Source organism: Micromonospora sp. A200 (assembly GCF_029893845.1).
Taxonomy (GTDB): domain Bacteria; phylum Actinomycetota; class Actinomycetes; order Mycobacteriales; family Micromonosporaceae; genus Micromonospora; species Micromonospora purpureochromogenes.
Genome location: NZ_JARXXY010000041.1, coordinates 14,677 through 39,521, shown reverse-complemented (window position 1 = coordinate 39,521; position 24,845 = coordinate 14,677). Strand labels below are relative to the sequence as shown.

Genomic DNA, 24,845 nt, shown 5'->3' with positions numbered 1-24,845 from the left:
CCACCTCGGCGGTGGTGGTGACGCTGCCCACCAGACGCGCTTCCGCCGGCAATCTTCTGCCGGTACGGTCACCCGGGCGCGACCGGCCGGGACGGTCGGGAACGGGGGCGGACATGCGGCGCGGACACCTGATCGGGCTGGTCGCCGCGACGGTGGCCGTCGCGCTGCTCTGCTGCGGCGGACTCGTGGCCGGCAGCGCGTTCCTGCTGCTGCGCCCGGAGAACGCCCACGCCGTCGCCTACGCCGACCAGTTGACCGTCGGCCAGGGCTACCGGCAGCTCGCCGACTCCGACTGGAGCGACGGGACCTGCGGCTGCAACCTGCTCCGGTCGTTCGTCGGCCCTGCCGACGTCGACCCGGTGGCCGTCTTCACCGGCGGGGGACTGGTCCTCGTGCCCGACACGCGTGTGGTCGACCGGTTCTGGGAAGACCTCGCCGCGGGCGAGGGCCGCAGCCCGGAGTCCGGCACCTGCCGGGTCATCGTCACACGGCTGCGGCACGGGGAGACCCTGGGCCACCACGAGGAGGGACTCTCCCAGGCCGAGGTCGACGGCTGGTACGCCGGGTCGCTCGAGGTGCTCCAACTCTTCGTCGACTGCGAACAGGACCACGGCGGGATGTGGTGACGCAGAGGGCCGGGACCGGCCGCCCGGGTCGCCGCCCGCCCGTACCGGTAGGTTCGGCGGCATGGTGGACGCGGGGACCGGCAGGGTCGTGGAGATCTGGACCGACGGGGCGTGCAGCGGCAACCCCGGCCCGGGCGGCTGGGGCGCGCTGCTGCGCTACGGCAGCCACGAGCGGGAGATCTGCGGCGGCGAGGCCACCCCCACCACCAACAACCGGATGGAGCTGACCGCGGCCATCGAGGCGCTGGAGAACCTGACCCGACCGGTCACCGTGCGGCTGCACACCGACAGCACCTACGTGCGCAACGGCATCACCGGGTGGCTGGCGTCGTGGAAACGCAACGGCTGGCTGACGGCGGCGAAGCAGCCGGTCAAGAACGCCGACCTGTGGCAGCGGCTGGAGGCGGCCTGCGCCCGGCACGAGGTGACCTGGCTGTGGGTCAAGGGGCACAACGGCCACCCGGAGAACGAACGGGCGGACGCGCTGGCCAACAAGGGGATGACCGAGGCGCGGGCGGCGGCGCCGCTCAGCGCTCCGGCAGGCGCTCGCGCAGGGCGCTGACCAGGGCGTCGTCGACGGCGAGCGCGTTGCGGGCGGAGCCGCGTACCGAGCCGTGCGCGGCGGTCGGGTCGGCCAGGAAGAGCTCGATGATGCGCGCGGGCGTCGCGCGCCGTCCCGCTACGTCGTCGGGCCCGGCCGGACGCCGCCGGCCGGGCTCCGGCCCGGGTCGGAGCGCCGTCACCGCTCGGTGGGGGGATTGACCGCCTCCTCCTGGGAGGGGTCGGCCGTGCCGGATACCGCATCCACGTCGTAGCCGGCGCGGCTGGTGTCCCGAGCCGAGAGGTGCTCCTCGGCGGGCAGGTCCGCGAAGTCGTCGCCGGTGTCGTCCGTGCTGCGCAGCGAGTCCCCCGGCGGGCGCAACGACGCCTCGTACGCGGGGGTGCCGTCCGGTTCGTCGGAGTCGGCCCGGTCGGTGCGCTGTTCATCCGTCATACCGGCCTACCTGCCCGTCTGGCCGGCCGGCAAACACGCCGGTCAGCGGCGGGGGTCGCGCTTGCGCCGGGCGGTCGGGCGGACCGCGGCGCGGGTCCCGCCCGGGCGGGGACGGCCGACCGGGGTGATGGCCAGCCCCGACCAGTGCGGCGGGTGGCGCAGCGCGGGCGGCAGCACGGTGCGCCGGTCGCCGCGGGCCGCGTCGAGCTGCGACTGGTGCAGGAACAGCGCGCCGGACAGGTCCGCGCCGCGCAGGTCGGCGCCGCGCAGGTCCGCGCCCGTGAGGTCGGCCAGCCGCAGCCGCACCCCGCGCAGGTCCGCGCCGATCAGGCACGCGCCGCGCAGGTTCGCCCCCACCAGGTCCGCCCCGCGCAGGTCGGCGCCGAGCAGCGCCGCGCCCCGCCGGTCGACGCCGTCGTGGCCGGCCCGGGCCAGCTCGCTGGCCCGCACCAGCAGCGGGTTCATCCGCCCCCGGTACGCGTCGACGTCCACGTCGCGCAGCGCGTCTGCGCCGCCGGCGGTGCGGCATCGGGTCTCGTCCACGGCCGCCCGCAGCTCGTCGCGCAGCGCCCCCGCCGGGGTCAGCGCCAGCGCCTCGGTGAGATACCAGAGCAGCTCGTGCAACGGGCGCACCACGGCGAAGGTGGCGAACATGGCCGACGCCGTCGCCGGGTCGTCCCGCCAGTCCCGCCCGCCGAAGGTGACCTGGGTGACGTGCTGGCCGGCGCCGAAGCAGTCGAAGACGGTGCAGCCGGCGAAGCCCCGTTCGCGCAGCTGCGGGTGGATGCCGCAGCGCGAGTCGGCGCCCAGGTTCGGGCAGGGCCGGCCGGCGGGCTTGTCCAGCGCGAAGTCCGCCGAGGCGGCGAAGGCCGGGGCGACGCAGCACAACCCGACGCAGCGGGCGCAGTCGGCGCGCAGCTCGGTGCCGCCTCGGGGTGTTTCGGACACGCTGACCGGTCTCCCACTGGTTGGTTCGTCTGCCGCCCGGGTCGCCCGGGCCGGCGTACCCCATTGTCCGCCAGCGGGGTGTCCGGGCCGCCCGGGGGAGGGCTCTGATCGGTCTCGGCTTCGTCTCGTGGCCGGGGAGGCGCGACGCCCGTTCCCCAGGGACGGGCGCCGCGCCGATCCGGTCAGAAGGCGAACAAGGCGCCGGTGCCGCGCAGCAGCAGGCACCGGTTCTCGTACGACTTCGACCAGGTCACCGGCCGGTCCTGCCAGAACCCCCAGGCGTGGACCGTGACCGGCGCGTAGTCGAAGGTGCAGGGGCCCGGGTCGGCCGACAGGGCGGAGAGATCGCCGTCGACTCGGGCCAGGGTGCGGCAGGCGGCGACCGCCTCGGGGTGGGTGCCGCCGGTCGGTCCGCAGACCAGCACGGCCGAGCGGTCCTCGGCGGTGCCGGGCCGGTCGATGTCGAGCAGCAGCACCGACGGGGTCTCCGGGCCGGATCGGGGTGCGGCCTGGGCGGCCTGGGGGAGCAGGGCCGCCTGCGCGGTCAGTACGGCGACGGCGAGGGCGGCCGCCGTGGCGGCGGCGCGTCGGGCGAAGGGCATCGTGACGTCCTTCCGTTGCGGGACCCCGGGTCGGGGCCGGTGGACGGCCCGTCCGTCGTGTGGCCGGGCCGTCCAGAACCCTAGGTGGACGGTGTGAACGCGAAGCGTCACGACTTGTTACACCACCTGCCCTTCAGAGGACGTCAGGTGTGACAGCCTGCGCCGGCGCGCGCCGGGAGGGCGGTCGTCCGCCGCGACATGGTCTCCGGCCCGACCCATGAGTTGCCGCGGTGTTGCCGACCACCCGCCGGCGCCGGCCGCACGTCGTCGTCTGCCCCCGGCCGGCCGCCCCCGGACCCAGGGGTGATTCAGACCGAGCGCCAGTCGTCCGAGCGCAGGTGCGAGCCGGCCTGCGGGCCCATCAGCAGCATGCCGCCGTCCACCGGCCAGGACGCGCCGGTCACGTACGCCGCGGCGGGCGAGGCGAGCAGCGCCACCACCGCGGCGACCTCCCGCGCGTCGCCGGGCCGGCCCACCGGTACGCCCGGACGGTCCTCGGTGAACGGGTCGACGTCCTCCTGGCCGGTCATCGGGGTGGAGATCTCGCCGGGCGCCACTGCGTTGACGGTGATCCCGTCGGCGGCGAGTTCCTGCGCCATGACGCGGGTGAGCAGGCCCAGCCCACCCTTCGCCGCGCAGTACGCGGCCGACCCGACCCGGGGCGCGTGCTCGTGCACGCTGGTGATGTTGACGATCCGACCGCCCCGACCGGCGGCGCGCATCCGCCGGGCCGCCCGCTGCGAGCAGAGGAACGGGCCGTCCAGGTCCACCGCGAGCACCTCGCGCCACTGCTCCCAGCCCATGTCGACGAACGGGACGGACGCCCCGGTGCCGGCGTTGTTCACCAGCACGCCGATCCCGTCGAGCCGGTCGGCCAGCTCGTCCACGACGGCGGCGGCCTCCGGCAGCCTGGTCAGGTCCAGCTCGGCGACCTCGCAGCGGCGGCCCAGGGCGCCGACCTCCGCGGCGGTGCGCTGCGCGCCCGCGCGGTCGCGGTGCCAGGTGATGCCGATGTCGAAGCCGGCCGCGGCGAGGGCGACGGCGCAGGCCTTGCCGATGCCGGAGTCCGCGCCGGTGACGATGGCGACCTTCGGGTAGTTCTCGTATCGCTGGGGCATGCTGCCAGCACTACCCGGATCGGGCGAGGGAGAACCAGAGGGGGTGTAACCGGTCCGGGCCGGGGTAGCCGGGCGGGATGGACCTGGTCGAGGAGTCGCCGTACCGGTTCCGCATCGACCGGCACGACCCGATGCGGGTGCCGGGCGTGGTCTTCGCGTCCCGGGATCTGCTCCCGGACGCCGGGGCGGACAAGTCGCTGGAGCAGGTGGCGAACGTGGCCACCCTGCCCGGCATCGTCGGCGCCTCCTATGCCATGCCGGACGTGCACTGGGGCTACGGCTTCCCGATCGGCGGGGTCGCCGCCACCGCCGTCGAGGACGGGGGAGTGGTCTCGCCTGGCGGGGTCGGCTTCGACATCTCCTGCGGGGTGCGGCTGCTCACCGCCGACCTGGACCGGGCCGCGCTGCGCCCGCGGCTGGACGCCGTGATGGACGGCCTGAGCGAGTCCACCCCGCGCGGCATGGGCAAGGGCGCCGTGTGGCACCTGACCGACCGGGCCGAGCTCGACGCCGTGCTCCGCGGCGGCTCCCGGTACGCCGTCGAGCGCGGCTTCGGCGTCCAGCGGGACCTGGACCGCTGCGAGGACTACGGCGCGGTGGGCGACGCGAACCCGGCCCAGGTGAGCGAGCGGGCGGTGGAGCGCGGCGCCCGCCAGGTGGGCAGCCTCGGCTCCGGCAACCACTTCCTCGAGGTGCAGGCGGTGGAGGAGGTCTACGACGAGGCCGTGGCGGGGGCCTTCGGGCTGCGCGCCGGCCAGGTCTGCGTCATGATCCACTCCGGCTCGCGCGGGCTGGGCCACCAGATCTGCACGGACTACGTCCGGGAGATGGAGAAGGTGATGCCCGGGTACGGCATCCACGTGCCCGACCGGCAGCTGGCCTGCGCGCCGGTCTCGTCCCACGAGGGCCGGGCGTACCTGGGGGCGATGGCCGCCGCGGCCAACTACGCCCGGGCCAACCGGCAGCTGCTCGCCCACGCCGCCCGGCAGGTCTTCGCCCGGGTCACCGGCTGCGACCTCGACCTGGTTTACGACATCTCGCACAACCTCGCCAAGATCGAGACGCACGAGGTGGACGGGACGTCCCGGCCGCTCTGCGTGCACCGCAAGGGCGCCACCCGGGCCCTCCCGCCGGGACACCCCGAGCTGCCCGACGACCTGCGCCCGGTCGGGCAGCCGGTCCTCATCCCCGGCTCGATGGGCACCGGCTCGTACGTGCTCACCGGAGTGGCCGGGTCGCCGGCTTGGGCGTCAACCTGCCACGGCGCTGGCCGGGTGCAGAGCCGCAAGCAGGCCACCAAGGCGGTCCGCGGGCACGACCCGCGCCGGGAGCTGGAGGCGCAGGACATCGCGGTGCGGGGCGCCAGCCGGCGCGGGCTGGCGGAGGAGATGCCGGCCGCATACAAGGACGTCACCGCCGTGGTGGCGGCGGCCGAGGGGGCCGGCCTGTGCCGGAAGGTGGCCCGGCTGGTGCCGCTCGGCGTGGTGAAGGGCTGAGCCGGTCAGACGTCCACCGTCACCGCGCAGCGCCAGCCGGAGTCGGTGCCGGTGAACTGCAGCTCGTGCAGCGAGACCGCCTTCGGCACCGCGCCGACCAGCTCCACCGCGTCGGTGCCGACGGTGTGCCAGCGCACCCGCAGGCCGTCGGCGCCCGGCTGGGCCTCGGTGACCAGCGGCACCGTGCCCTCGGTCTCCAACCGGAAGATCACCTCGTCGAGGATCCCGACCAGGAGGTCCTCGTCCCGGTCGGCCGGCAGCTCGACCGTCGTCTCGCCGTCGGGGTGGGCGCCGGTGGTGTCGACGAAGGTCTGCACCAGCGCGGCGACCGCCTCGGCCAGGCAGCCCTCCCGGTCCGGCGCCCACGCCTCGATCCGCACGTCGGCGGTGTGCGGGACGGCGCGGTGCCCTCGGTCCATGCCCCCGATCATGCCCCCGCCACGGCTGTCCGGCGGCCGGAACTGTCGCACCGGGACGCTAGGTTCCTCCCATGATCGCCGATGACGCGGACGCCCTGGCCGTCACGTTCCACCGCATGATGCGGGCCGTTCTCGCCGCCGAAGGGCCCGGTGCCGACACCCTCGGCCGCACCGTCGAGCTGGCCCGCGACTGGGGCACCGGGCCGGCCGCCGAGGCCCGGCTGGCCGACGCGCTGCGCCGCCTGCACGGCGAGCCCGACGAAGCTCCGACGACGCGGGAGTCCGCCCGGGGCGCGGCGATCGGAAAGTTCGCCGCCAACGCCCGGCGGCTGCGCGAGGGGGAGATCACGCCGGCCGAGTTCCACGAGATCATGGACGACGACGACGGCGGCCCGACCCGAGGCTGACCCCAGGGGGGCCGCCGGCTTGCGGAGTGCGTCCGCGCCACCGCCGGCCCCACCGCCGTCACGAGTTGACGAAGTCGCGCACCTGGCCGTAGATGGTGGCGTTGCTCTGCAGGCTGTTGTGTGCCACGCAGCCCGCCAGCGTGTTGCGCGCCCCGGCGAGCACCGTGCTGTCCACGGGGTTGATCACGCCGTCGCAGTTCGACCGCCAGGTGCCGTACGCCGGGACGCCGGGAGTCTCGTCGACCGAGTTGAGGTTGGCCAGGAAGGTCGAGCCGATCCGCATCTCGGTGCAGGCGGTGCTGTAGCAGGCGTTGGCGGAGCTGGTGCCATGGTTCGGGCCGCCGAGGGAGACCCAGCGGTCCACCTTGCCCCCGCCGCCGAGGTTCTTCAGGTAGTAGCGGGAGGAGAGCCCGCCCATCGAGTGGGTGACGATGTCCACCTTCGTCGCGCCGGTGCTGGCGAGCAGCTTGTCGACCTCCTGGCCGACCTGCTGCGCGGTGGTGGCGTTGGACTGACTGGTGTTGTAGGAGAAGGCGCGCAGCCGGCTCGACGGCCAGCCGTCGGCCTGGAACCGGCTGATCATCGTGTTCCAGGTGCTGGCACTGCTGTTCCAGCCGTGCACGAACAGGATCGGGTTGCTCGACGCGGTGTATGTGGCGGCCTGTGCGGGGGTGGGTGCGACGGCGACGGCGGCGACCGCCACGGCCACCGCGAACAGCCACCTGCTGATGTACGTCCTCATGGTCGTCTGTCTCTCTCGGATGCCCGCGCGGGAAGGGGGGTGTGCGCGGACCGACGCCCAACTGGTGGTCGGACGTCGGTCGACGGGGGGTCTCGGTACTCCGATGTGACGGATGTTACTGACGGGTTGCCTTTTGATGTCAATGCATCAATCAGTGCTGCTGAGGGCACGGACAGCGACGTCGAGCAGGGCTGCGGTAGCGTCCGTCCGATGCGGATCACCAAGGACACCCACGCCTGCGTACGGCTGGAACGCGACGGTCGCGTGCTCGTCGTCGACCCCGGCACCTGGAGCGAGCCGGCGGCTCTCGTGGGCGCGGACGCCGTCCTGGTCACCCACGAACACGCCGACCACATCGACGTGCTGCGGCTGGCCGGCCTCGGCGTACCGGTCTTCGCGCCCGAGGGCGCCGAGCTGCCCGCCCTGCCCACGCTGCCGGTCCAGCGGGTACGGGCCGGGCAGCGGTTCGCCGCCGCCGGCTTCGCGGTCACCGCAGTGGGCGGCCGGCACGCCGCCATCCACGACGGCCAGCCCGACTGCGCCAACCTCGGGTACGTCGTGGACGACGAGGTCTACCACCCGGGTGACTCCCTGCACCTGCCCGGGCAGCCGGTGCGGACGCTGCTGGTGCCGGCCCAGGCGTCCTGGCTGAAGCTGACCGAGGCGATCGGGTTCGCCCGTGCGGTCGGCGCGGCGCGCACCCACCCGATCCACGACGCGCAGGTCAACGAGCGGGGCCTGGCCAGCGTGAACGGCTGGTTCGCCGAGACGCTCGGCGACGGTTACCGCTACCTCGCGCCCGGCGAGACGGCCTGACCCGGCCGCTGCCAGCCGCGGCGTCCTCGCGGCGTCACGGCCGGCTCCCGGGGCCGGTTCGCCCCCACCGCGCTGCCGGGTCCCCATCCGCCCCTGCCCGAGTTGCGGTGTGTCGCGGTGTCGCTGTCCCGGCTCTGCGCGGATTGCGGCGTGTTGCGGTATCGCGAGGGCCGGATACCGCGACACGCCGCAATCGGCGGGACAGAGATCGGCTCCGCCGTCGGATGACGCGCCGTCCTGGTCCGGGCCGAGGCCCACTGCCCGCTGTCCTCCGCTGACGATGTCGCCATGGGGCGGCGGCGCCGGTCACCGTCCCCGACCGCGCGTCAGTGGGCGCGCCGGCAGCGGGTGGCGGCCGGAAAGGACGGGGACCTCAGCCGGGTACGTCGACGGCCGGTGCGGCGGCCGTCAGCACCACGCCCCGCGTGCCGACCTGCCATCCGGCGGCCAGCTCCGCGGTCGGGCTGGTCCTGGAGGACGACTACGACGCCGAGCACCGGTACGACCGCCCGCCCGTGCCCGGCCTGCGCGGCGCGCTGCCCGAGCGGGTCTGCTACACCGGCAGCGTCTCCAAGCTGCTCGCCCCCGCCCTGCGGGTGGGCTGGGTGCTGGTGCCCCCGCGCCACCTCGACGCCCTGGTGGCGGCGAAGCGGATGGCGGACCTCGGCAACGCCGTCCTGCCGCAACTGGTGCTGGCCGAGCTGATGACCTCCGGCGACCTGGACCGGCACCTGCGGCTGCTGCGCCGCCGGCACGTGCGCCGCCGGGACGCGATGATCCGCGCGATCGCCGCGTACCTGCCCGGGGCCACGGTGCACGGGGCGGCGGCCGGGCTGCACCTGACCGTCACCTTCGCCAGCGACCTGCCCGACGCCGACCTCGCCGCCGCCACGCTGCGCCAGGGGGTGAAGACCCAGCCGCTGTCCTGGCACGCGCAGCGCCCGTACCCGCCCGGACTGGTCCTCGGCTACGCGGCGAACACCGCGAGTGAGATCGATGAGGGCGTCGCCACGATCGGCGCGGTGCTGCGCGGCCGTCAGGGGTCCGCGTGACCTCAGGGGCGTGGTCGCTGGCCCGGCGTCGAGGCCGGCACTTCCGGGGAGCAGGGCCCCGATGACGGGGCGGTCGCGGTGCGGTAGAGGGCGGCGAGCCCGGCCGCCGTCTCCGCCAGCAGGTCGCGCAGCTCGGTCGGGGCGAGGATCTCCACCTGGGCGCCGAGCCGCAGCAGGTCGCCGTGGGCGTGGGTCAGCGACTCGATCGGCACCACGGTGGTGACCCATCCGTCGGCGTCGGGGGCGCCCGCGCCCGCCTCGGCCGTCGCGACCACCACCGCACTGCCGATGTCCCGGAGTCGTTCCCGGCCGGCGGGGGAGAGCCGGATCACCGCCTCGTCCCGGTGCAGGCGGGCACGGAAATCCATGACGTGGGTCCGCCACCAGGCCGGCAGGTCGAAGCCGGCCGGCCGCTCGAAGGTCTCCGGCAGGGCGGTCAGGTCGAGGATCTGGTTGACCCGGTAGCTGGCCGGCCCGTTTCCCCCGTCGGCGACCACGTACCACCGACCGCCCTTGAGCACCAGCCCGTACGGCGCCAGGACCGTCGTCCGCTCGCCCCGCCAGCTGCGGTAGCGCACGCGCAGCCGGTGCTGCCGCCACACCGCGTCCGCCGTGGACGCCAGGTACGGCGAGGCGTCGCCGTCGGAGTACCAGCTCGGGGTGTCCAGGTGGAATCGCTGGCGGAGCGCCTCGGCCCGGTCCCGCAGCGCCGCCGGCAGCGCGGCGTCCAGCTTCAGTTGCAGCGCGGCGACCACGGCGCCGTAGCCGAGTTCGGCGGCCGGGCCGGGCAGCCCGGCGAGGAAGAGCCGCTCGGCCTCCTCGGTGGTCAGCCCGGTCAGCCGGGTGCGGTAGCCGTCGAGCAGTTGGTAACCGCCGGCGTGCCCGGCCTCGCCGTAGAGCGGAATGCCGGCGGCGTGCAGCGACTCGACGTCCCGGTAGATGGTGCGGGTGGAGACCTCCAACCGTTCGGCGAGTGCCGCGGCGGTCATCCGGCCGTGCGTCTGGAGCAGGAGCAGGATCGAGAGCAGGCGACTGGCGCGCATTCCGCTGACACTAGTTGTCAGCAGACCGGGTCTACCGTCCCGGCATGGCATTCCTAGACAAGGAGCTGCGGACGCCGGGACCGGTCACGGTCGCCGGGCGGCAGCTCAAGCGCTACCACATCGACCAGCCGGAGCCGCGCCTCACGCCGGAGGTGGAACGCGCCGCGTACGCCTTCCTGCCCCGCCTGCTGCCTCCGTCCGACGGCGGCACCCCGCCGGCCGGTTGGGTGGTGCTGCACCGGGGCGCGGACACCGGCGCCTACCTGCTGGCGTACACCTGGTTCTGGGACAACGTGGTGGAGTGCCGGATCGCGGTGGCCGGGCAGCCGGCGCTGCGCTGCCCGGACGACGACCCGGCGCACTTCGTGCCGCTGGACCGGCCCGGGGTCGGCTGTGTCTGGGAACTCGGCGTGCTCGAGCACGAGCGGGCCGCCTGGGTCCGCCACGTGCTGGCCCCGGACCTGCCGGACCTGGCCGGGTACCTGGCCGACAGTCGGGCGGAAGGACCGGTGGGCCGGTGAGCGGGGACTTCGACTTCCTGGCCGGCCGGTGGGACGTCGCCAACCGTCGCCTCACCCGGCGGCACGTCGGCAGCGACGACTGGGACGAGTTCCCCGCCACCATGGTCGCCCACCGGTTCTTCGCCGGCGCGGGCAGCTTCGACGAGATGACCTGCCCGACCAGGGGCTTCTCCGGTGCCACCGTGCGGATCTTCGACCCGGTCTCCGCGCAGTGGTCGATCTACTGGATGCACAGCCAGCGCGGCCAGCTGGAACTGCCCCCGGTCGTCGGAGGGTTCACCGATCAGGTGGGCACCTTCTACGCCGACGACACCGACGAGGGTCGCCCGATCCGGTGCCGGTTCGTCTGGTCCGGGATCACCGCCACCTCCTGCCGGTGGGAACAGGCGTTCTCCATCGACGACGGGACGACCTGGGAGACCAACTGGATCATGGACTTCACCCGGGCCGGCTGACGGGTCCGGGGGGCGTGGCGGCAGGGCCGCCACGCCTTCAGCCCGGATCGGTGGTGCGGTAGATGCCGGTCAGCCAGACGTCGAGCAGCACGTCCACCACGTCCCGCTCGGCCACCGCCGGCCCGTCGCCGGCGAAGGTCGCGTACCAGACCCGCTCGTTCATCGAGTTCAGCGCGATCGCCAGGTCCCGCGCGGGCAGGCCCGGTGGCGCGGCGCCCCGGCGGCGTTCCGCCTCGATGGCGGCCTCCACCGCCTGCACCCAGCGCTCCAGCACCCGGGCCCAGAGCCGGCGCACCTCGCCGTTGGTGCCGCGCACCTCGGCGCAGGCCAGCACCACGGCCCGGTGGCCGCCGAACGTGGCGTGGAACCGGCTGATCAGCTCCCGCCACCGGGCCCGGGGGTTCTCGGCGAGGTGGACCAGCACGTCACCGGCGGCGCTGTCGGCCTCCTCGGTGACCCGGTCCAGCAGGGTCAGCAGCACCGCGTCCTTGGAGGGGAAGTAGAAGTAGAAGGTCGGCCGGGAGATGCCCGCGCCCCGGGCCAGGTCGTCGATGGAGATCTCGCCGAACGCGCGCTGCTCCAGCAGCCGCTCGGCGGTGGCCAGGATGGCCAGCTCGCGATCGTCGCCCGCGGACCGTCCGGCCCGCCGTCCGCGCCCGGCTGCGGCGCCGGTGGAGGTACGGACGGTCGTCATGAACGCCGATGTTACACGCGCTCGACAGGGTGTCGATTGCTCTCGACAGAGTGTTGACGGGCGTCGACGGTGGTGGATAGTGTCCGTCCACCGCCTCAGCCAGGGAGTTGCCATGGCCTCCGACCACGTCGACGTCCTCATCGTCGGAGCCGGCCTGTCCGGCGTCGGCGCGGCCTGCCATCTGCGGCGCAACTGTCCGGACAAGACGTACGCGGTGCTCGAGGCCCGCGACGCGATCGGCGGCACCTGGGACCTGTTCCGCTACCCGGGCATCCGCTCCGATTCGGACATGTTCACCCTCGGCTACTCCTTCAAGCCGTGGACCGACCCGAAGGCCATCGCCGACGGCGACGCCATCCGCGACTACGTGCGGGAGACCGCCCGCGAGTTCGGCGTCGAGGAGCACATCCGCTTCCGCCACCGGGTGCTGCGCGCCGAGTGGGACAGCGCGACGGCCCGCTGGACCGTCCACGCGCACCGCGACGACACCGGCGAGGACGTCGTGCTCACCTGCGCGTTCCTCTTCGTCTGCTCCGGCTACTACCGCTACGACGCCGGCTACACCCCCGAGTTCCCCGGAGCGGAGCGGTTCACCGGAAAGCTGGTGCACCCGCAGCACTGGCCCGAGGATCTCGACCACACCGGCCAGCGGGTGGTGGTGATCGGCAGCGGCGCCACGGCGGTCACCCTGGTCCCCGCGATGGCCGAACGCGCCGGCCACGTCACCATGCTCCAGCGTTCGCCCACGTACGTCATGTCGCTGCCCTCCCGGGACGTGGTCGCCGACGCGCTGCGGCGCTGGCTGCCGGCGAAGGCCGCGTACCCGGTGGTGCGCTGGAAGAACGTGCTGCTCGGCACGGCCAACTTCCAGCTCAGCCGGCGCGCGCCGAAACTGGTCAGGTCGTTGCTGCGCCGGGCCGCCAAGGGCCGGCTGCCGGTCGGCTACGACGTGGACCGGCACTTCTCGCCCCGCTACAACCCCTGGGACCAGCGGCTCTGCATCGTCCCGGACGGCGACCTGTTCCAGGCGGTGCGGGCGGGCCGGGCGTCGGTGGTCACCGACACCGTCGACACGTTCACCGAGCGGGGCATCCGGCTCGGCTCCGGCGAGGAGCTGCCGGCCGACGTCATCGTCACCGCCACCGGGCTCAACCTGCTCGCCCTGGGCGGGATGACCCTCGCCGTGGACGGCGTCGACGTCGACCTGGGGCAGACCGTGGCGTACAAGGGGATGATGATCTCCGGCGTGCCCAACTTCGCGTTCACGATCGGCTACACCAACGCCTCCTGGACCCTCAAGGCCGACCTGGTCGCCACCTACGTCTGCCGGCTGCTGCGCCACCTCGACGCCACCGGCCAGCAGGTCGTCACCCCGGTCCCGCCGGACTCCGGCGAGCTGGAGCCGATCATCGACCTGAAGTCCGGCTACGTGCTGCGCAGCGTCGACTCGCTGCCCAAGCAGGGTCCCCGCGCCCCCTGGCGGCTCTACCAGAACTACGCCCGCGACGTGCTGCTGATGAAGCGCGGCCGGCTGGTCGACGAGGGGATCCGGTTCTCCAGGGCCGCGCCGGCCGCCGCCGGCGCCCGTACCGCCGACGCCCCGGTCGCCTGACCCGGGCTCCGCCACCCGCACCGCAGAAGGAGAACGCCGTGCGAAGGTTCGTCTTCCCCGCCGGAACCGCCGTGGTCACCGGCGCCGCCAGCGGGATCGGTGAGGCGCTCGCCCACGGGCTGGCCCGGCGCGGCACCGACCTGGTGCTGCTCGACCGGGACGCCGACCGGCTCGACACCGTGGCGGCGGCGATCCGCGCCGCGCACCCCGACCGGCAGGTCGACACGCACCTGGTCGACCTGGCCGACCCGGCCGCCACCGACCGGGTCGCCGAGGAGATCCGGGCCCGGCACCCCCGGATCCGGCTGCTGGTCAACAACGCCGGGGTCGCCCTCGGCGGGCGGTTCGACCAGGTCACCCTCGACGAGTTCAACTGGGTGGTCGACATCAACTTCCGGGCGGTGGTGCGGCTGACCCACGCCCTGCTGCCGGCGCTCAAGGCCGAGCCCGGCGCCCACCTGGTCAACGTCTCCAGCCTCTTCGGACTGATCGCCCCCGCCGGCCAGGCCGCCTACTCGGCCAGCAAGTTCGCCGTGCGCGGCTTCACCGAGGCGCTGCGCCACGAGCTGGCCGACGACGGCATCGGGGTGACCTCGGTGCACCCCGGCGGCATCGCCACCCGGATCGCCCGCAACGCCCGGATCGGCAGCGGCGTGGCGCCCGAGGAGTACGAGGCCGGGCTGCGGCAGTTCGAGAAACTGCTCTCCATCCCGCCCGCGAAGGCCGCCGAGGTGATCCTGCGCGGCGTCGAGCGGCGGCGGGGCCGGGTGCTGATCGGCTGGTCGGCGAAGCTGCCCGACCTGCTGGCCCGGGTCGCCCCCGCGTCGTACCACCGGGTGCTGGTGGCCGGGCTCAACCGGGGCGCCGCCGATCCAGCGCGCCAGGCCGGCCGAACGCCCACGGCGACCACGCCGGAGCTGTCCACGGGGGAGCGGGCATGACCGCCACCACCGACCCACGCCCCCGGCACGTCACGGTGAACGGGCGCCGGGTGCGCCACCGGGTCGACGGCGACGGCCCGCCGGTGGTGCTGCTGCACGGCATCGGGCGCACCCTGCGCGACTTCACCGCGCAGCACGAGCTGCTCGCCCGCGGCTTCCGGGTGCACAGCGTCGACCTGCCCGGGTACGGCGGGTCGCTGCCGATGGCCGAGCCGTGCACCCTGCCGGCGCTGGGCCGCTTCGTCGGGCACTACCTCGACGCGGTCGGCGTCGACCAGCCGGCGCATCTGGTCGGCAACTCGCTCGGCGGGGCCGTCGCGATGCGCTTCGCCGTGACCGAGCCGGCCCGGGTGGCCAGCCTCGTGCTGATCAACAGCGCCGGGTTCGGCCAGGAGGTCGCCGCCGTCCTGCGGGTGCTCGCCCTGCGCCCGTTCGGCCGGCTGCTGCTGCGCCCCAACCGGTCCTTCGCCCGCCGCGTCGAGCGCGCCCTCTTCCACGACCCGTCGTTCGCCACCGAGGAGCGGATCGCGTACGCCCTGGAGGTGGCCCGCCAGCCGTACACCGCCCGGGTGATGCTGGAGACGTGCCGTGACCTGGGCACCTTCCGGGGCGTCCGCCCGCAGTGGCGCGAGGAGCTGCTGACCGAGGTCTCCCGGCTCGACGTGCCGACCCTGATCGTCTGGGGCGACCGGGACCTCATCCTCCCCGCCGGGCATCTCGACGCCGCGCGGGCCCGGCTGCCCCGGGCCCGGACCCACCTGTTCGCCGAATGCGGGCACATGCCGCAGATCGAACGGGCCGAGGAGTTCCACCGACTGCTGGTCGACTTCTGGGCCGCGGCCGAGGCCGGCGACCTCGCCGACGAGGCCGCCCCGCAGCGGCCGGCGGTGACCGAGGCCGGCTGACCGCGTCCGGCTGACCGCGTCCGGCGCCGGCCGGAGCGGGGGTTACCCGACCTCGGTGCCGGCCGGCGCCGGCACCGCGCGCGCCACCGGTGCCTCCTGGGCGGGCAGCCGCGGCGGGGCGGCGCCTTCCAGCACCGCCAGGTCCGCCTCGACGGCGGCCGGCAACCGCCGGCGCTCCCGCAGGATCCAGCCGAGCTGTCGCGCCGCGTCGAGCAGGCCGGCCCGGCGCTCCGGATCCCGCCAGGTCTGGCGGACCACCCCGGCGACCACCCGCGCCGGCCGGCGCAGCGCCGCGGTCAGCACCCGGTTGCGCGCCTCCTGCCGGTGCCGGGCCCGCCGGTCCCGACCGGCCGGCAGCGGCAGGTGGTGCACGACCAGCTCGTCCACGTACGCCAGGTGCCAGCCGGCGGCGGCCAGGTCCATCGCCAGCAGCGCCTCCTCGCCGTACGTCCCCAGCCGGTCGGCGAACCCGCCGACCTGGGTGAACGCGGCGCGGCGCAGCACCACCGCGCAGGCCAGGAAGCCCAGCACCGCCGGACCCGGCGCGCCCGCCGGGGTGCCCAGCGGCGCCCGCGCCATCCCGGCGGAGACCGGGTCGAGCCGACGCTGCGCGCCGACCCGCACCTGGGCGGTCAGCAGCCCGGTACGCGGGTGCGCCCGCAGGATCGCCGCCGCACGGTCCAGCGCCCCCGGCGCCCAGTAGGAGTCGTCGTCGGCGAAGGCCACGAACGGGGTACGGGCCAGCGCCACCCCGACGTTGCGGGCGGCGCCGGCGCCCAGGTTGGTGCCGAGCGGCACCACCCGTACCTCGGGGAAGGCCACCGCGACCGCCTCCGGGGTGCCGTCGTCGGAGTCGTTGTCCACCACGATCACCGGCCCGGAGTGCCGGCGCAGCACGTCGAGCAGCTGCTCGCGCCGGTTCCGAGTGGCCACCACCACCGTCACGTCCGCCGTCATGGCGGCCCTGGTACCCCCGATCCGGGTGACTCACGCAATCGTGGGTGCAATTCCCACCATGGTCGGGGTACGACACCGCCGGTACAGGGAAGCTGGCGTCATGCCCGGCGACCAGGTGACCCTGTTTCTCAGCGGCGACGTGATGACCGGTCGCGGCGTCGACCAGATCCTGCCCCGACCGGGGCTGCCCGAGCTGCGGGAGCCGATGGTGGGCGACGCCCGCGGGTACGTGGAGCTGGCCGAGCGGACGTCCGGACCCATCCCGCGCCCGGTCCCGCCGGACTGGCCCTGGGGGGAGGCGTTGCGGCTGCTCGACGACCTGCGACCGGACGTGCGGATCGTCAACCTGGAGACCTCGGTGACCGGCCGGGGCGAGTTCGCCGCCGGCAAGGAGGTCCACTACCGGATGCACCCGGACAACCTGGCCTGCCTCAGCGCCGCCCGGCTGGACATCTGCGCCCTGGCCAACAACCACGTGCTCGACTTCGGCCCGGACGGGCTCACCGACACCCTCGACGGGCTGCGCCGGGTCGGCATCACGCCGGCGGGCGCGGGCCGGGACGCGGCGGAGGCCTGGCGGCCGGCCCGGATCGACCTGGCGGGTGGCCGCCGGCTGCTGCTCTGGTCGGTGGGCGCCCCGTCCGCCGGGGTCCCGCCACAGTGGGCGGCGACCGAGGGGCGACCCGGGGTGGCGTACCTGCCGGAGACGACCGAGGCCTCCGCCGACGCGCTCGCCGAGCGGGTGGCCGGCGAGGCCGGGCCGGGCGACCTGGTGGTGGTCTCCGTGCACTGGGGATCGAACTGGGGTTACCAGGTGCCGGCGGAGCAGGTGAGCTTCGCCCGCCGGCTGGTGGCGGCCGGGGTGCACCTGGTGCACGGCCACTCCTCGCACCACCCCCGACCGATCGAGGCGTACCGGGGCGGGCTGATCCTGTACGGCTGCGGTGACCTGATCGACGACTACGAGGGGATCGGCGGGCAGGAGTCGTTCCGCCCGGAGCTGCGGACGCTGTACCTGCCCACGTTCGACACCGACGGCCTGGCCGGACTGCGCCTGGCGCCGGTGCGGGTCCGCCGGATGCGGCTGGAGCCGGCGACGCCCGACGAGGCCCGCTGGCTCGCCGAGCTGGCCGACCGCCTCGGCGCGCCGTACCGGACCCGGTTCCGCCTCGGCGACGACGGCCTGGTCGTGCACGACCAGGCCGGCGGCGGGACCGCCTGATCCGGCCGGCCCTGCCGCCGGCGGTGTGGCGGGCCCCACCCCCGCCCCTCCCGCCACAGCGAACCCACGGGGCAGGGACGCATCATAGATACATGACGCATCCCAGCTCGCCGCCGCGCGCCGTGCCGTCGGCCGCGGAACGGGCCTACCGTCACCTCAAGCGGGCCATCCTGGAGCAGGTCCATCCGGGCGGCTCGCTGATCAGCGAGGGCGAGATCGCCGAGGCGGCAGGGGTATCCCGCACCCCGGTCCGCGAGGCGCTGCTCCGGCTCGAGGCCGAGGGCCTGGTCGCGCTCTACCCGAAGCGTGGCGCGCTGGTCCGGCCGGTCTCCGCCCGGGAGATCACCGACGTCGTCGAGGCCCGGCGGCTGGTCGAGCTGCACGCCGCCGAGCGGGTCTGGCCGCAGCGGCACGCCCTGCGCCCGGTGCTCGCCGACTGGCTCGACCGGATGCGCGCGGCCCACGCCGCCGGTGACCTGCGCGCGCTGATGGAGGCCGACCGGGCCTTCCACGCCAGCGTGGTGGAGGCGGCCGGCAACGAGATCCTCGCCGAGCTGTACCACCGGCTGCGCGACCGCCAGCTGCGGATGGGGGAGGCCAGCTTCCGGCTCTCGCCCGGCTGGGCCCGGGTGGCGCTCACCGAGCACGCCGGCCAGCTCGCCGCCCTCGACGGCGACGACCCGCACGCCTGGCTCGACGCCGTCGGCGCGCACATCGACAGCGCCGCCACCGTCTTCCGGTCCCTGCGGTGAGCGCCGCCCTGGGCATCCCGCGCCGGTCCGCCGCGCTGGTCTGGGCGGTCGCGCTCTGCGCGTACGTGGCGGCCGTGTTCCACCGCAGCTCGCTCGGGGTGACCGGGGTCGACGCCGCGCACCGGTTCGACATCAACGCCGCCGCCCTGGCCACCTTCTCGGTGGCGCAGCTGGCCGTGTACGCGGCCATGCAGGTGCCGGTCGGGGTGCTGCTCGACCGGTACGGCTCCCGCCGGCTGCTGCTCGTCGGCGGCGCGCTGATGGTCGCCGGGCAGCTCTGCTTCGCCGTCGCCGCCGACGTACGCCTGGCCGTGGCCGCCCGGGTGCTGGTCGGCCTCGGCGACGCGATGACCTTCATCAGCGTGCTGCGGATCGTCGCGTTCTGGTTCCCCGGCCGGCGCAACCCGCTGATGGTGCAGCTCACCGGCACCCTCGGCCAGCTCGGGGCGATCCTCGGCGCGGTGCCGCTGGTGGCGCTGCTGCACCAGGCCGGCTGGACCCCGGCCTTCCTCACCGCCGCCGCGCTCGGCGCGACGGTGCTGCTGATGGTGGCCGCCGCCGTCCGGGACACCCCGCACCGCGAACACGCCGGCGCCCTCGCCCCCGACCTCGCCACCGTACGCCGGCAGCTCGCCGCCGCCTGGGCGCAGCCGGGCACCCGGCTGGGCCTGTGGACCCACTTCGTCACCCAGTTCTCCGGGGCGGTCTTCGCGCTGCTGTGGGGCTACCCGTTCCTGGTGCAGGGGCAGGGTCTGTCACCCACCGCCGCGGCCGGCCTGCTCACTCTGATGACCGTGGCGACGCTGCTCAGCGGCCCGGTCGTCGCGCACCTGTGCGCGCGGCACCCGTTCCGCCGCTCGGTCGTGGTCTTCGCCATCACCGCCGCGACCGCCGCGGTCTGGGCCGTGGTGCTGGCCTGGCCGGGCCGCGCGCCGCACTGGCTGCTGGTGGTCCTGGTGCTGGTCCTAGCGGTGAACGGCCCCGGTTCGGTGATCGGGTTCGACTACGCGCGCACCTTCAACCCGGTGCACCGGATCGGCAGCGCCACCGGCATCGTCAACGTCGGCGGGTTCGTCGCCTCGATCGTGCTGATCCTCGCGGTCGGCGTCGTCCTGGACGTGGCCGGCCCGGCCGGACAGGCGACCCCGACGCTGGACGCCTACCGCTGGGCCTTCGCCGTGCAGTACCTGATCTGGGCGCTCGGCGCGGTCCAGGTGCTGCGCTACCGCAACGCCGCCCGCCGCCGGCACGCCGCCGAGGCCGTACCCGTCGGGAGCGTGGCCGGCCGCTGACCGCGCGGCGGTCAGCGGACCAACCGGCGGTGGGTGAGCGAGTCCAGGACGAGGGTGAGGCCGGCGCCGACCAGCCACGAGTCCTTGGCGAGGCCGATGCCCGCCTGGGTGGGTTTGAGGCTGCCCGGCTCGCGCAGGCCGGGCGTACGCACGTAGAGCTGGACCAGCCCGGCCCCGAACGCGGTCAGCCCCAGCCCGCCCAGCAGGGACGGCACGAACGGGGTGAGCAGGGCGGCGCCCAGCGCGATCTCGCTGGCGGACAGCAGCCGGGCGAAGCGGGCCGCGTCGATCTGCCGCAGCTGGGGGAGCGCCCCGGCGGCCATGCCGTGCAGCTGTTCGGCCGCCTCACCCTCCAGCGTCCGCTTGCCGAGCCCTGAATTGAGGAAGAACGCGCCGATGATGAGCCGCAACGGCGCATGCGTGAGCTTCATGTGCACTCCCGTCCCGCGGAGAATCGTGCCCCCGCCTACCCCGCATCGGCCGCGATAACCCGCCGCGTGGGGCTGTGTCCCCGAGCCGGCGCGGCGGTAGGTTCGCGGGAGGCATGATCGTGGGCGCAGCCGGGAGGACACCGTGAGCCAGGAAGTCCGGGGAGTCGTGTCGCGGCGCAAGGGCGCGCCGGTCGAGGTCACCACCATCGTGGTGCCCGACCCGGGGCCCGGCGAGGCGGTGGTGCAGGTGCGCTCCTGCGGGGTCTGCCACACCGACCTGCACTACCGGGAGGGCGGGATCAACGACGAGTACCCGTTCCTGCTCGGCCACGAGGCGGCCGGCGTGGTCGAGCAGGTGGGGGAGGGCGTCACCGGTGTCGCGCCGGGCGACTTCGTGGTGCTCAACTGGCGGGCGGTCTGCGGCGTGTGCCGGGCCTGCCGTCGCGGGCGGCCCTGGTACTGCTTCAACACCCACAACGCCGCCCAGAAGATGACCCTCGCCGACGGCACCGAGCTCGCCCCGGCGCTGGGCATCGGCGCCTTCGCGGAGAAGACGCTGGTCCACGCCGGGCAGTGCACCAAGGTGGACCCCGCCGCCCGGCCCGCCGCCGTCGGGCTGCTCGGCTGTGGAGTGATGGCCGGGCTCGGCGCGGCGATGAACACCGGCCAGGTCACCCGGGGCGACTCGGTCGCCGTGATCGGCTGTGGCGGGGTCGGCGACGCCGCGGTGGCCGGTGCGGCCCTCGCCGGCGCGACCACGATCATCGCGGTGGACACCGACGCCCGCAAGCTCGAGTGGGCGCGCAGGTTCGGCGCCACCCACACCGTCAACGCCTCGGCGGACGACCCGGTCGAGGCGATCCGCGCCGCCACCGGCGGGTTCGGCGTCGACGTGGTGATCGACGCGGTCGGCCGCCCGGAGACCTGGAAGCAGGCGTTCTACGCCCGCGACCTGGCCGGCACGGTGGTGCTGGTCGGGGTGCCCACCCCGGAGATGACCGTCGAGCTGCCCCTGCTCGACGTCTTCGGCCGGGGCGGCGCCCTCAAGTCCAGCTGGTACGGCGACTGCCTGCCCAGCCGGGACTTCCCCCTGCTCACGGAGCTCTACCTGCAGGGCCGCCTCGACCTGGACGCCTTCGTCACCGAGGAGATCGCCCTGGACCAGGTCGAGGAGGCGTTCCGCCGGATGCACCACGGCGACGTGCTGCGCTCGGTGGTGGTGTTCCCGTGACCGCCCGCGTCGACCATGCCGTCACCTCCGGCACCTTCTCCCTCGACGGCCAGAGCTTCGACGTCGACAACAACGTCTGGGTGGTCGGAGACGACACCGAGTGCGTGGTGATCGACGCCCCGCACGACGTGGACGCCATCCGGCGCGCGGTCGCCGGCCGCCGGGTCGTCGCCGTCCTGGCCACCCACGCCCACGACGACCACGTACGGGTCGCTCCCGAGCTGGCGAAGGCCACCGGAGCGCCGGTGCTGCTGCACCCCGCCGACCGGGTGCTGTGGGACCTGGTCCACCCCGACCTGCCGCCCGACGGGACACTCGCCGACGGGCAGGGGATCGACGTCGCCGGCACCACCCTGCGGGTCCTGCACACCCCCGGCCACAGTCCCGGCGCGTGCAGCTTCCACGCGCCCGACCTCGGCGCGGTCTTCACCGGCGACACCCTGTTCGCCGGCGGTCCCGGCGCCACCGGCCGCTCGTACAGCGACTTCGGCACCATCGTGGCGTCGATCCGCGACCGGTTGCTCACCCTGCCGCCGGAGACCGTGGTGCACACCGGGCACGGCGACGACACCACCATCGGCGCGGAGGCCCCGCACCTTCCGGACTGGCTGGCCCGGGGGCACTGACCGACGCCGGCGCCGGGGTCGGCTCAGCGTTCCCCGAGCCCCGCCAGCACCGGCTTGACGTCCAGCACCGGCGTGCCGTCCAGGGCCTCCAGGTCGGCCACCCGCACCCGCAGGCCGTCGACCGCCAGCACCCGCACCCGGTGCAGCCCGATCGGGTTGGGCCGGTGCGGGGAGCGGGTGCTGAACACCCCGGTCTCCGGCCGGCTCCGATCGCCACGCGGGTGCACCGTGAGGACGTCCCGGCGGGCCCGGTCCAGCCAGGTCAGCACCAGCACCTCCGCGCCCGGCCGCAGGTCGCGCAGCCCCGCGCCGACGGCGGGGGAGAAGACCAGCCAGGCCTCCGGCGCGCCCTCGTCCCCCTGCTTCGGCGCGAGGTCCGCGTCGGTCAGCGGGGACTCCACCCGCCCGACCGGCCGCAGCTCGTACGCCCCGCTCACGCGCCCGCCAGGCGCAGATGCAGCCGTACGGTGGTGCCGGCCGGGGCCGTGTGCACCAGCACCAGGTCGCAGAGCGCCTGCACGATGACCAGGCCACGCCCGCCGATGCCGTCGTGCCCGGGCGTCAGCCGGCCGGCGAGCGGATCGGTGAGCCAGCCGCCGTCGTGGATCTCGCACACCAGGTGTTCACCGGTGCGCCACAGGTGGAGCACACCGCCGCCACCGGCGTGGGCGATGCTGTTGGCGGCCAGCTCGGTCACCGCGATCTGCAGGTCGGCCACCCGGTCCGGGTGCAGGTCGGCGGCCTGCGCGTGCCCGGTGACGAAGCGGCGCACGTCGCCGAGCATGTCGAGGTCGTAGGGCAGCACGGCGACCGGTTCGGCCGGGACCGGCAGCGGCTTGTTGTGCCCGGCGACGACCTGCTCCGGCGCGAAGGTGGGGCTGGGCCGCCGACCGGCCCCGTCGACCAGCACCGGGTGGGTGCGGTACGCGTCCGCGAGCACCGCGGGGGCGAGCCGGGACACGTCGTACGGGCAGAGGATCGCGACGTCCCGCTCGGCGAACGCCACGTTGATCAAGGCGTCGTGCTGCGCGCAGGCCGGCCGTTCCAGCTCGGTACGCTCCGCCCACACCGGCTCGCCGACGATCCGTACCCGGCGGTCGGGGTGCCGGTCGACGAAGGCCTGCAACACCCACGGGATGATCCGCCCCGGGTTGCGCCCCTGCACGGTCAGGTCGGCGTACCGGACCCGGTCGTCGTCCGCGCCGACGGCGGCCCGGATCAGCGCGAGCCGGTCCTCCGGGGCGGCCACCAGCACCGGTTCCTCGCGGGTCAGACCGTCCCGGACGAAGGGCACCGTCAGCGCCAGCAACTCCGCGGCGTCCCGGTAGAACGCTCCCTCGTGGACCAGGCTGCCCGGTATCGGCCCGGTCGCCGCCGCGGCCGTCACGCCGGTGGTCCCGGGTCGGCGCCGTCGACCAGGCCGAGCAGCCGCGTCAACGCCGGGCGGCAGCCGACCAGGCGTACCTGCGAGGGGGCGTTGCGGCGGACGCGGGCCAGCGCGCTCGCGGCACCGACGTCGGCGAAACGCAGCTCGGAGACGTCGAGCACCGCCGTCCGCTGGTTGGTGCCCGGACCGGTCACGTGGTCGAGCATGGCGGCGAAGGCCCCCCGGTTGCTCTGGTCGACCTCGCCCACCAGGCGCAGTCCGTGCGGTTCCCGCGTCCGGTACGCCCGCAGCATCGGCGCCCAGGCCCGACCGGCGTTGCGCCCCACGGTGGCGGGGTGGGCGGCGGTGGCCGGCAGCAGGTACTCGGCGGGGAAGAGCCGCCGGTCGTACAGGCACATCGCGGCGGCCTCGCCGTCGAGGAAGAGCCGGTTGACCTCGGCCTCGTACCGGACCAGGTCGGCGACGGAGATGCCCTGGCGGATCGCCCAGCCCATGTCGCCGACGACGCGTACCCCCGCCCGGTCCTCGCGCCGGGCCCGCAGGATCTCGGTGGTGAGGTTGCCGATCATCTCGTCCGGGGTGAACCGACCCCCGGCGACGTAGCTCTCCACCGCCGGCGCGATCCGTAGCTGGCCGTCGGCCAGCGCGGCCTCCGTGGGCACGCCCGCACCGTCGAGGTGGGCCCGGACGGCGGCCGGGGAGACCCCGTCAGTGAACCAGACGACCTTGTGACCGAGGCGGAGACCGCTGGCGACGAAGCGGCCGGCGGCGTGCAGGCTGCCGGTCTCGTCGTCGTCCACCCAGCAGACGTGGTCACCCAGGTGCAGCTGGTCGACCACCGCGCTTGCAGTCACCTTCATCGCCTTCCGGTCGCCGCGCGCCCCCACTCTAGCCCGCACCCCGGCACCGCCCAACGCCGACGGACGCCAGGTGCCCGCCGGTCCGCCCCCGTCCGCGCTGCCGCCGAACCCGCCTCTGCGTCCTGGGTGGACCGTCGAAAGGCTGCGGCCGGCCCTGACGACGACCGGACAGCCGCGGTTCTAGGATCGACCGGGTGAGCACCGACGACCGACCGCCGACCGTACGACAGCTGCGCCTGGTGGTGGAGGCCGAGGACTACGACGCCGCGGTCGCCTTCTTCCGCGACGCCCTGGGCCTGCCGGAGCAGGCCGCGTTCTCCGGTGCCGGCGACGCCCGCGTGGTGATCCTCGACGCCGGCCGGGCCACCCTCGAGATCGCCAACCCGGCCCAGAAGCGCATGATCGACGAGGTCGAGGTGGGCCGGCAGGTGGCCCCGAAGATCCGGGTGGCCTTCGAGGTGGACGACGCGCCGGCCGCCACCGCCCGGCTGGTGGCCGCCGGCGCGACCGAGATCGCCCCGCCCACCGTGACGCCCTGGCACTCGCTCAACTCACGCCTCGACGCGCCGGCCGGGTTGCAGCTCACCCTCTTCGAGGAGCTGCGGGACCTCGACGACCGCGCCACCCTCGACGGCTTCGGCACCGATCGCGAGCGCTGACGCCGGCCGGAAACCGGTCGACTGGCCGCGGGCCGCC

Annotated in this window: 31 protein-coding genes; 17 read left to right on the top strand and 14 right to left on the bottom strand. The window is 74.9% G+C overall.

Going from position 1 to position 24,845, the window contains the following annotated elements:
- The first annotated feature begins 113 nt into the window (after positions 1-113).
- The gene (locus M2302_RS28405; RefSeq protein ID WP_280840888.1) at positions 114-626 is read left to right on the top strand and encodes a hypothetical protein; all 513 of its coding nucleotides are present in this window, start codon (positions 114-116) and stop codon (positions 624-626) included.
- 61 nt (positions 627-687) lie between these two features.
- On the top strand, positions 688-1,188 hold the full coding sequence (gene rnhA, locus M2302_RS28400) for a ribonuclease HI (protein ID WP_280840887.1): 501 nt from the start codon (positions 688-690) through the stop codon (positions 1,186-1,188).
- On the opposite strand, the gene M2302_RS28395 is transcribed toward rnhA, so the two are convergent.
- From M2302_RS28395 to M2302_RS28375, 5 genes are all read right to left on the bottom strand, one after another.
- A complete protein-coding gene (locus M2302_RS28395; RefSeq protein WP_280840886.1) occupies positions 1,154-1,369 on the bottom strand; it encodes a hypothetical protein in 216 nt (71 codons plus the stop codon). The two genes, rnhA and M2302_RS28395, sit on opposite strands and share 35 nt — an antisense overlap.
- On the bottom strand, positions 1,366-1,620 hold the full coding sequence (locus M2302_RS28390; RefSeq protein WP_280840885.1) for a hypothetical protein: 255 nt from the start codon (positions 1,618-1,620) through the stop codon (positions 1,366-1,368). Before M2302_RS28390 ends, M2302_RS28395 begins: the two co-directional genes overlap by 4 nt.
- A 42-nt stretch (positions 1,621-1,662) precedes the next feature.
- Positions 1,663-2,568 carry a pentapeptide repeat-containing protein gene (locus tag M2302_RS28385; RefSeq protein ID WP_280840884.1) on the bottom strand — a complete coding sequence of 302 codons (906 nt, stop codon included), beginning with the start codon at positions 2,566-2,568 and terminating at the stop codon, positions 1,663-1,665.
- Positions 2,569-2,750: 182 nt separating this feature from the next.
- Positions 2,751-3,170, bottom strand: coding sequence for an SSI family serine proteinase inhibitor (locus M2302_RS28380; RefSeq protein ID WP_280840883.1), 420 nt, complete (start codon positions 3,168-3,170; stop codon positions 2,751-2,753).
- A gap of 308 nt (positions 3,171-3,478) precedes the next feature.
- Entirely contained in the window at positions 3,479-4,288 is an 810-nt protein-coding gene (locus tag M2302_RS28375) for an SDR family oxidoreductase (protein WP_280840882.1), read from the bottom strand.
- Between the two features lie 77 nt (positions 4,289-4,365).
- Between M2302_RS28375 and M2302_RS28370 the strand changes: the two genes are divergently transcribed.
- Positions 4,366-5,784 (top strand): RtcB family protein, encoded by a 1,419-nt coding sequence (locus M2302_RS28370; RefSeq protein WP_280840881.1) that lies wholly within the window; start codon positions 4,366-4,368, stop codon positions 5,782-5,784.
- Between the two features lie 5 nt (positions 5,785-5,789).
- On the opposite strand, the gene M2302_RS28365 is transcribed toward M2302_RS28370, so the two are convergent.
- The gene (locus tag M2302_RS28365; RefSeq protein ID WP_280840880.1) at positions 5,790-6,215 is read right to left on the bottom strand and encodes an archease; all 426 of its coding nucleotides are present in this window, start codon (positions 6,213-6,215) and stop codon (positions 5,790-5,792) included.
- Between the two features lie 59 nt (positions 6,216-6,274).
- On the opposite strand from M2302_RS28365, the gene M2302_RS28360 reads away from it, so the two are divergent.
- Complete coding sequence (locus tag M2302_RS28360) at positions 6,275-6,610, top strand: hypothetical protein (RefSeq protein WP_280840879.1); 336 nt, start codon at positions 6,275-6,277, stop codon at positions 6,608-6,610.
- A gap of 58 nt (positions 6,611-6,668) precedes the next feature.
- Here M2302_RS28360 and M2302_RS28355 read toward each other — a convergent pair whose 3' ends face one another.
- Positions 6,669-7,352, bottom strand: coding sequence for a triacylglycerol lipase (locus M2302_RS28355; protein WP_280840878.1), 684 nt, complete (start codon positions 7,350-7,352; stop codon positions 6,669-6,671).
- A 210-nt stretch (positions 7,353-7,562) separates the two neighbouring features.
- Here M2302_RS28355 and M2302_RS28350 point away from each other — a divergent pair, with 210 nt between their 5' ends.
- Both M2302_RS28350 and M2302_RS28345 read left to right on the top strand, forming a co-directional pair.
- Entirely contained in the window at positions 7,563-8,168 is a 606-nt protein-coding gene (locus M2302_RS28350; protein WP_280840877.1) for an MBL fold metallo-hydrolase, read from the top strand.
- 425 nt (positions 8,169-8,593) lie between these two features.
- Positions 8,594-9,220, top strand: coding sequence for an aminotransferase class I/II-fold pyridoxal phosphate-dependent enzyme (locus tag M2302_RS28345; RefSeq protein ID WP_280840876.1), 627 nt, complete (start codon positions 8,594-8,596; stop codon positions 9,218-9,220).
- A gap of 2 nt (positions 9,221-9,222) precedes the next feature.
- Here M2302_RS28345 and M2302_RS28340 read toward each other — a convergent pair whose 3' ends face one another.
- Positions 9,223-10,263 carry a WYL domain-containing protein gene (locus M2302_RS28340; RefSeq protein WP_280840875.1) on the bottom strand — a complete coding sequence of 347 codons (1,041 nt, stop codon included), beginning with the start codon at positions 10,261-10,263 and terminating at the stop codon, positions 9,223-9,225.
- Between the two features lie 44 nt (positions 10,264-10,307).
- Here M2302_RS28340 and M2302_RS28335 point away from each other — a divergent pair, with 44 nt between their 5' ends.
- Together M2302_RS28335 and M2302_RS28330 are read left to right on the top strand one after the other, a co-directional pair.
- Complete coding sequence (locus M2302_RS28335) at positions 10,308-10,784, top strand: hypothetical protein (protein WP_280840874.1); 477 nt, start codon at positions 10,308-10,310, stop codon at positions 10,782-10,784.
- Positions 10,781-11,239, top strand: a complete 459-nt coding sequence (locus M2302_RS28330; protein WP_280840873.1) for a hypothetical protein — start codon at positions 10,781-10,783, stop codon at positions 11,237-11,239. Before M2302_RS28335 ends, M2302_RS28330 begins: the two co-directional genes overlap by 4 nt.
- 37 nt (positions 11,240-11,276) lie before the next feature.
- On the opposite strand, the gene M2302_RS28325 is transcribed toward M2302_RS28330, so the two are convergent.
- Positions 11,277-11,933, bottom strand: a complete 657-nt coding sequence (locus M2302_RS28325) for a TetR/AcrR family transcriptional regulator (protein ID WP_280840872.1) — start codon at positions 11,931-11,933, stop codon at positions 11,277-11,279.
- A 112-nt stretch (positions 11,934-12,045) separates the two neighbouring features.
- On the opposite strand from M2302_RS28325, the gene M2302_RS28320 reads away from it, so the two are divergent.
- Genes M2302_RS28320 through M2302_RS28310 form a run of 3 tightly spaced genes read left to right on the top strand, consistent with a single transcriptional unit; the run spans position 12,046 to position 15,391 of the window.
- The gene (locus tag M2302_RS28320; RefSeq protein WP_280840871.1) at positions 12,046-13,545 is read left to right on the top strand and encodes an NAD(P)/FAD-dependent oxidoreductase; all 1,500 of its coding nucleotides are present in this window, start codon (positions 12,046-12,048) and stop codon (positions 13,543-13,545) included.
- 38 nt (positions 13,546-13,583) lie between these two features.
- Entirely contained in the window at positions 13,584-14,486 is a 903-nt protein-coding gene (locus tag M2302_RS28315; protein WP_348529469.1) for an SDR family NAD(P)-dependent oxidoreductase, read from the top strand.
- Positions 14,483-15,391, top strand: a complete 909-nt coding sequence (locus M2302_RS28310) for an alpha/beta fold hydrolase (protein WP_280840870.1) — start codon at positions 14,483-14,485, stop codon at positions 15,389-15,391. The genes M2302_RS28315 and M2302_RS28310 overlap by 4 nt, the downstream gene beginning before the upstream one ends.
- Before the next feature lie 42 nt (positions 15,392-15,433).
- Here M2302_RS28310 and M2302_RS28305 read toward each other — a convergent pair whose 3' ends face one another.
- A complete protein-coding gene (locus M2302_RS28305; RefSeq protein ID WP_280840869.1) occupies positions 15,434-16,348 on the bottom strand; it encodes a glycosyltransferase in 915 nt (304 codons plus the stop codon).
- Between the two features lie 100 nt (positions 16,349-16,448).
- Between M2302_RS28305 and M2302_RS28300 the strand changes: the two genes are divergently transcribed.
- From M2302_RS28300 to M2302_RS28290, 3 genes are all read left to right on the top strand, one after another.
- Positions 16,449-17,570, top strand: a complete 1,122-nt coding sequence (locus tag M2302_RS28300) for a CapA family protein (protein WP_280840868.1) — start codon at positions 16,449-16,451, stop codon at positions 17,568-17,570.
- A 92-nt stretch (positions 17,571-17,662) separates the two neighbouring features.
- On the top strand, positions 17,663-18,322 hold the full coding sequence (locus M2302_RS28295) for a GntR family transcriptional regulator (RefSeq protein WP_280840867.1): 660 nt from the start codon (positions 17,663-17,665) through the stop codon (positions 18,320-18,322).
- Entirely contained in the window at positions 18,319-19,614 is a 1,296-nt protein-coding gene (locus tag M2302_RS28290) for an MFS transporter (RefSeq protein ID WP_280840866.1), read from the top strand. The genes M2302_RS28295 and M2302_RS28290 overlap by 4 nt, the downstream gene beginning before the upstream one ends.
- Before the next feature lie 11 nt (positions 19,615-19,625).
- Here M2302_RS28290 and M2302_RS28285 read toward each other — a convergent pair whose 3' ends face one another.
- Entirely contained in the window at positions 19,626-20,045 is a 420-nt protein-coding gene (locus M2302_RS28285; RefSeq protein WP_280840865.1) for a hypothetical protein, read from the bottom strand.
- 142 nt (positions 20,046-20,187) lie between these two features.
- Between M2302_RS28285 and M2302_RS28280 the strand changes: the two genes are divergently transcribed.
- Complete coding sequence (locus M2302_RS28280) at positions 20,188-21,276, top strand: S-(hydroxymethyl)mycothiol dehydrogenase (protein ID WP_280840864.1); 1,089 nt, start codon at positions 20,188-20,190, stop codon at positions 21,274-21,276.
- Positions 21,273-21,902, top strand: a complete 630-nt coding sequence (locus tag M2302_RS28275; protein WP_280840863.1) for an MBL fold metallo-hydrolase — start codon at positions 21,273-21,275, stop codon at positions 21,900-21,902. Before M2302_RS28280 ends, M2302_RS28275 begins: the two co-directional genes overlap by 4 nt.
- Positions 21,903-21,925: 23 nt before the next feature.
- Here the strand turns inward: M2302_RS28275 and tsaA are convergent, their stop codons facing one another.
- The 3 genes from tsaA to M2302_RS28260 are packed head-to-tail and all read right to left on the bottom strand — an operon-like array spanning position 21,926 to position 24,143.
- Complete coding sequence (gene tsaA / locus M2302_RS28270; protein WP_280840862.1) at positions 21,926-22,339, bottom strand: tRNA (N6-threonylcarbamoyladenosine(37)-N6)-methyltransferase TrmO; 414 nt, start codon at positions 22,337-22,339, stop codon at positions 21,926-21,928.
- Entirely contained in the window at positions 22,336-23,289 is a 954-nt protein-coding gene (locus M2302_RS28265; RefSeq protein WP_280840861.1) for a sensor histidine kinase, read from the bottom strand. Before M2302_RS28265 ends, tsaA begins: the two co-directional genes overlap by 4 nt.
- Positions 23,286-24,143 carry an MEDS domain-containing protein gene (locus M2302_RS28260; protein WP_280840860.1) on the bottom strand — a complete coding sequence of 286 codons (858 nt, stop codon included), beginning with the start codon at positions 24,141-24,143 and terminating at the stop codon, positions 23,286-23,288. The genes M2302_RS28265 and M2302_RS28260 overlap by 4 nt, the downstream gene beginning before the upstream one ends.
- A gap of 200 nt (positions 24,144-24,343) precedes the next feature.
- On the opposite strand from M2302_RS28260, the gene M2302_RS28255 reads away from it, so the two are divergent.
- On the top strand, positions 24,344-24,808 hold the full coding sequence (locus M2302_RS28255; protein WP_280840859.1) for a VOC family protein: 465 nt from the start codon (positions 24,344-24,346) through the stop codon (positions 24,806-24,808).
- The last annotated feature ends 37 nt before the right edge of the window (positions 24,809-24,845 follow it).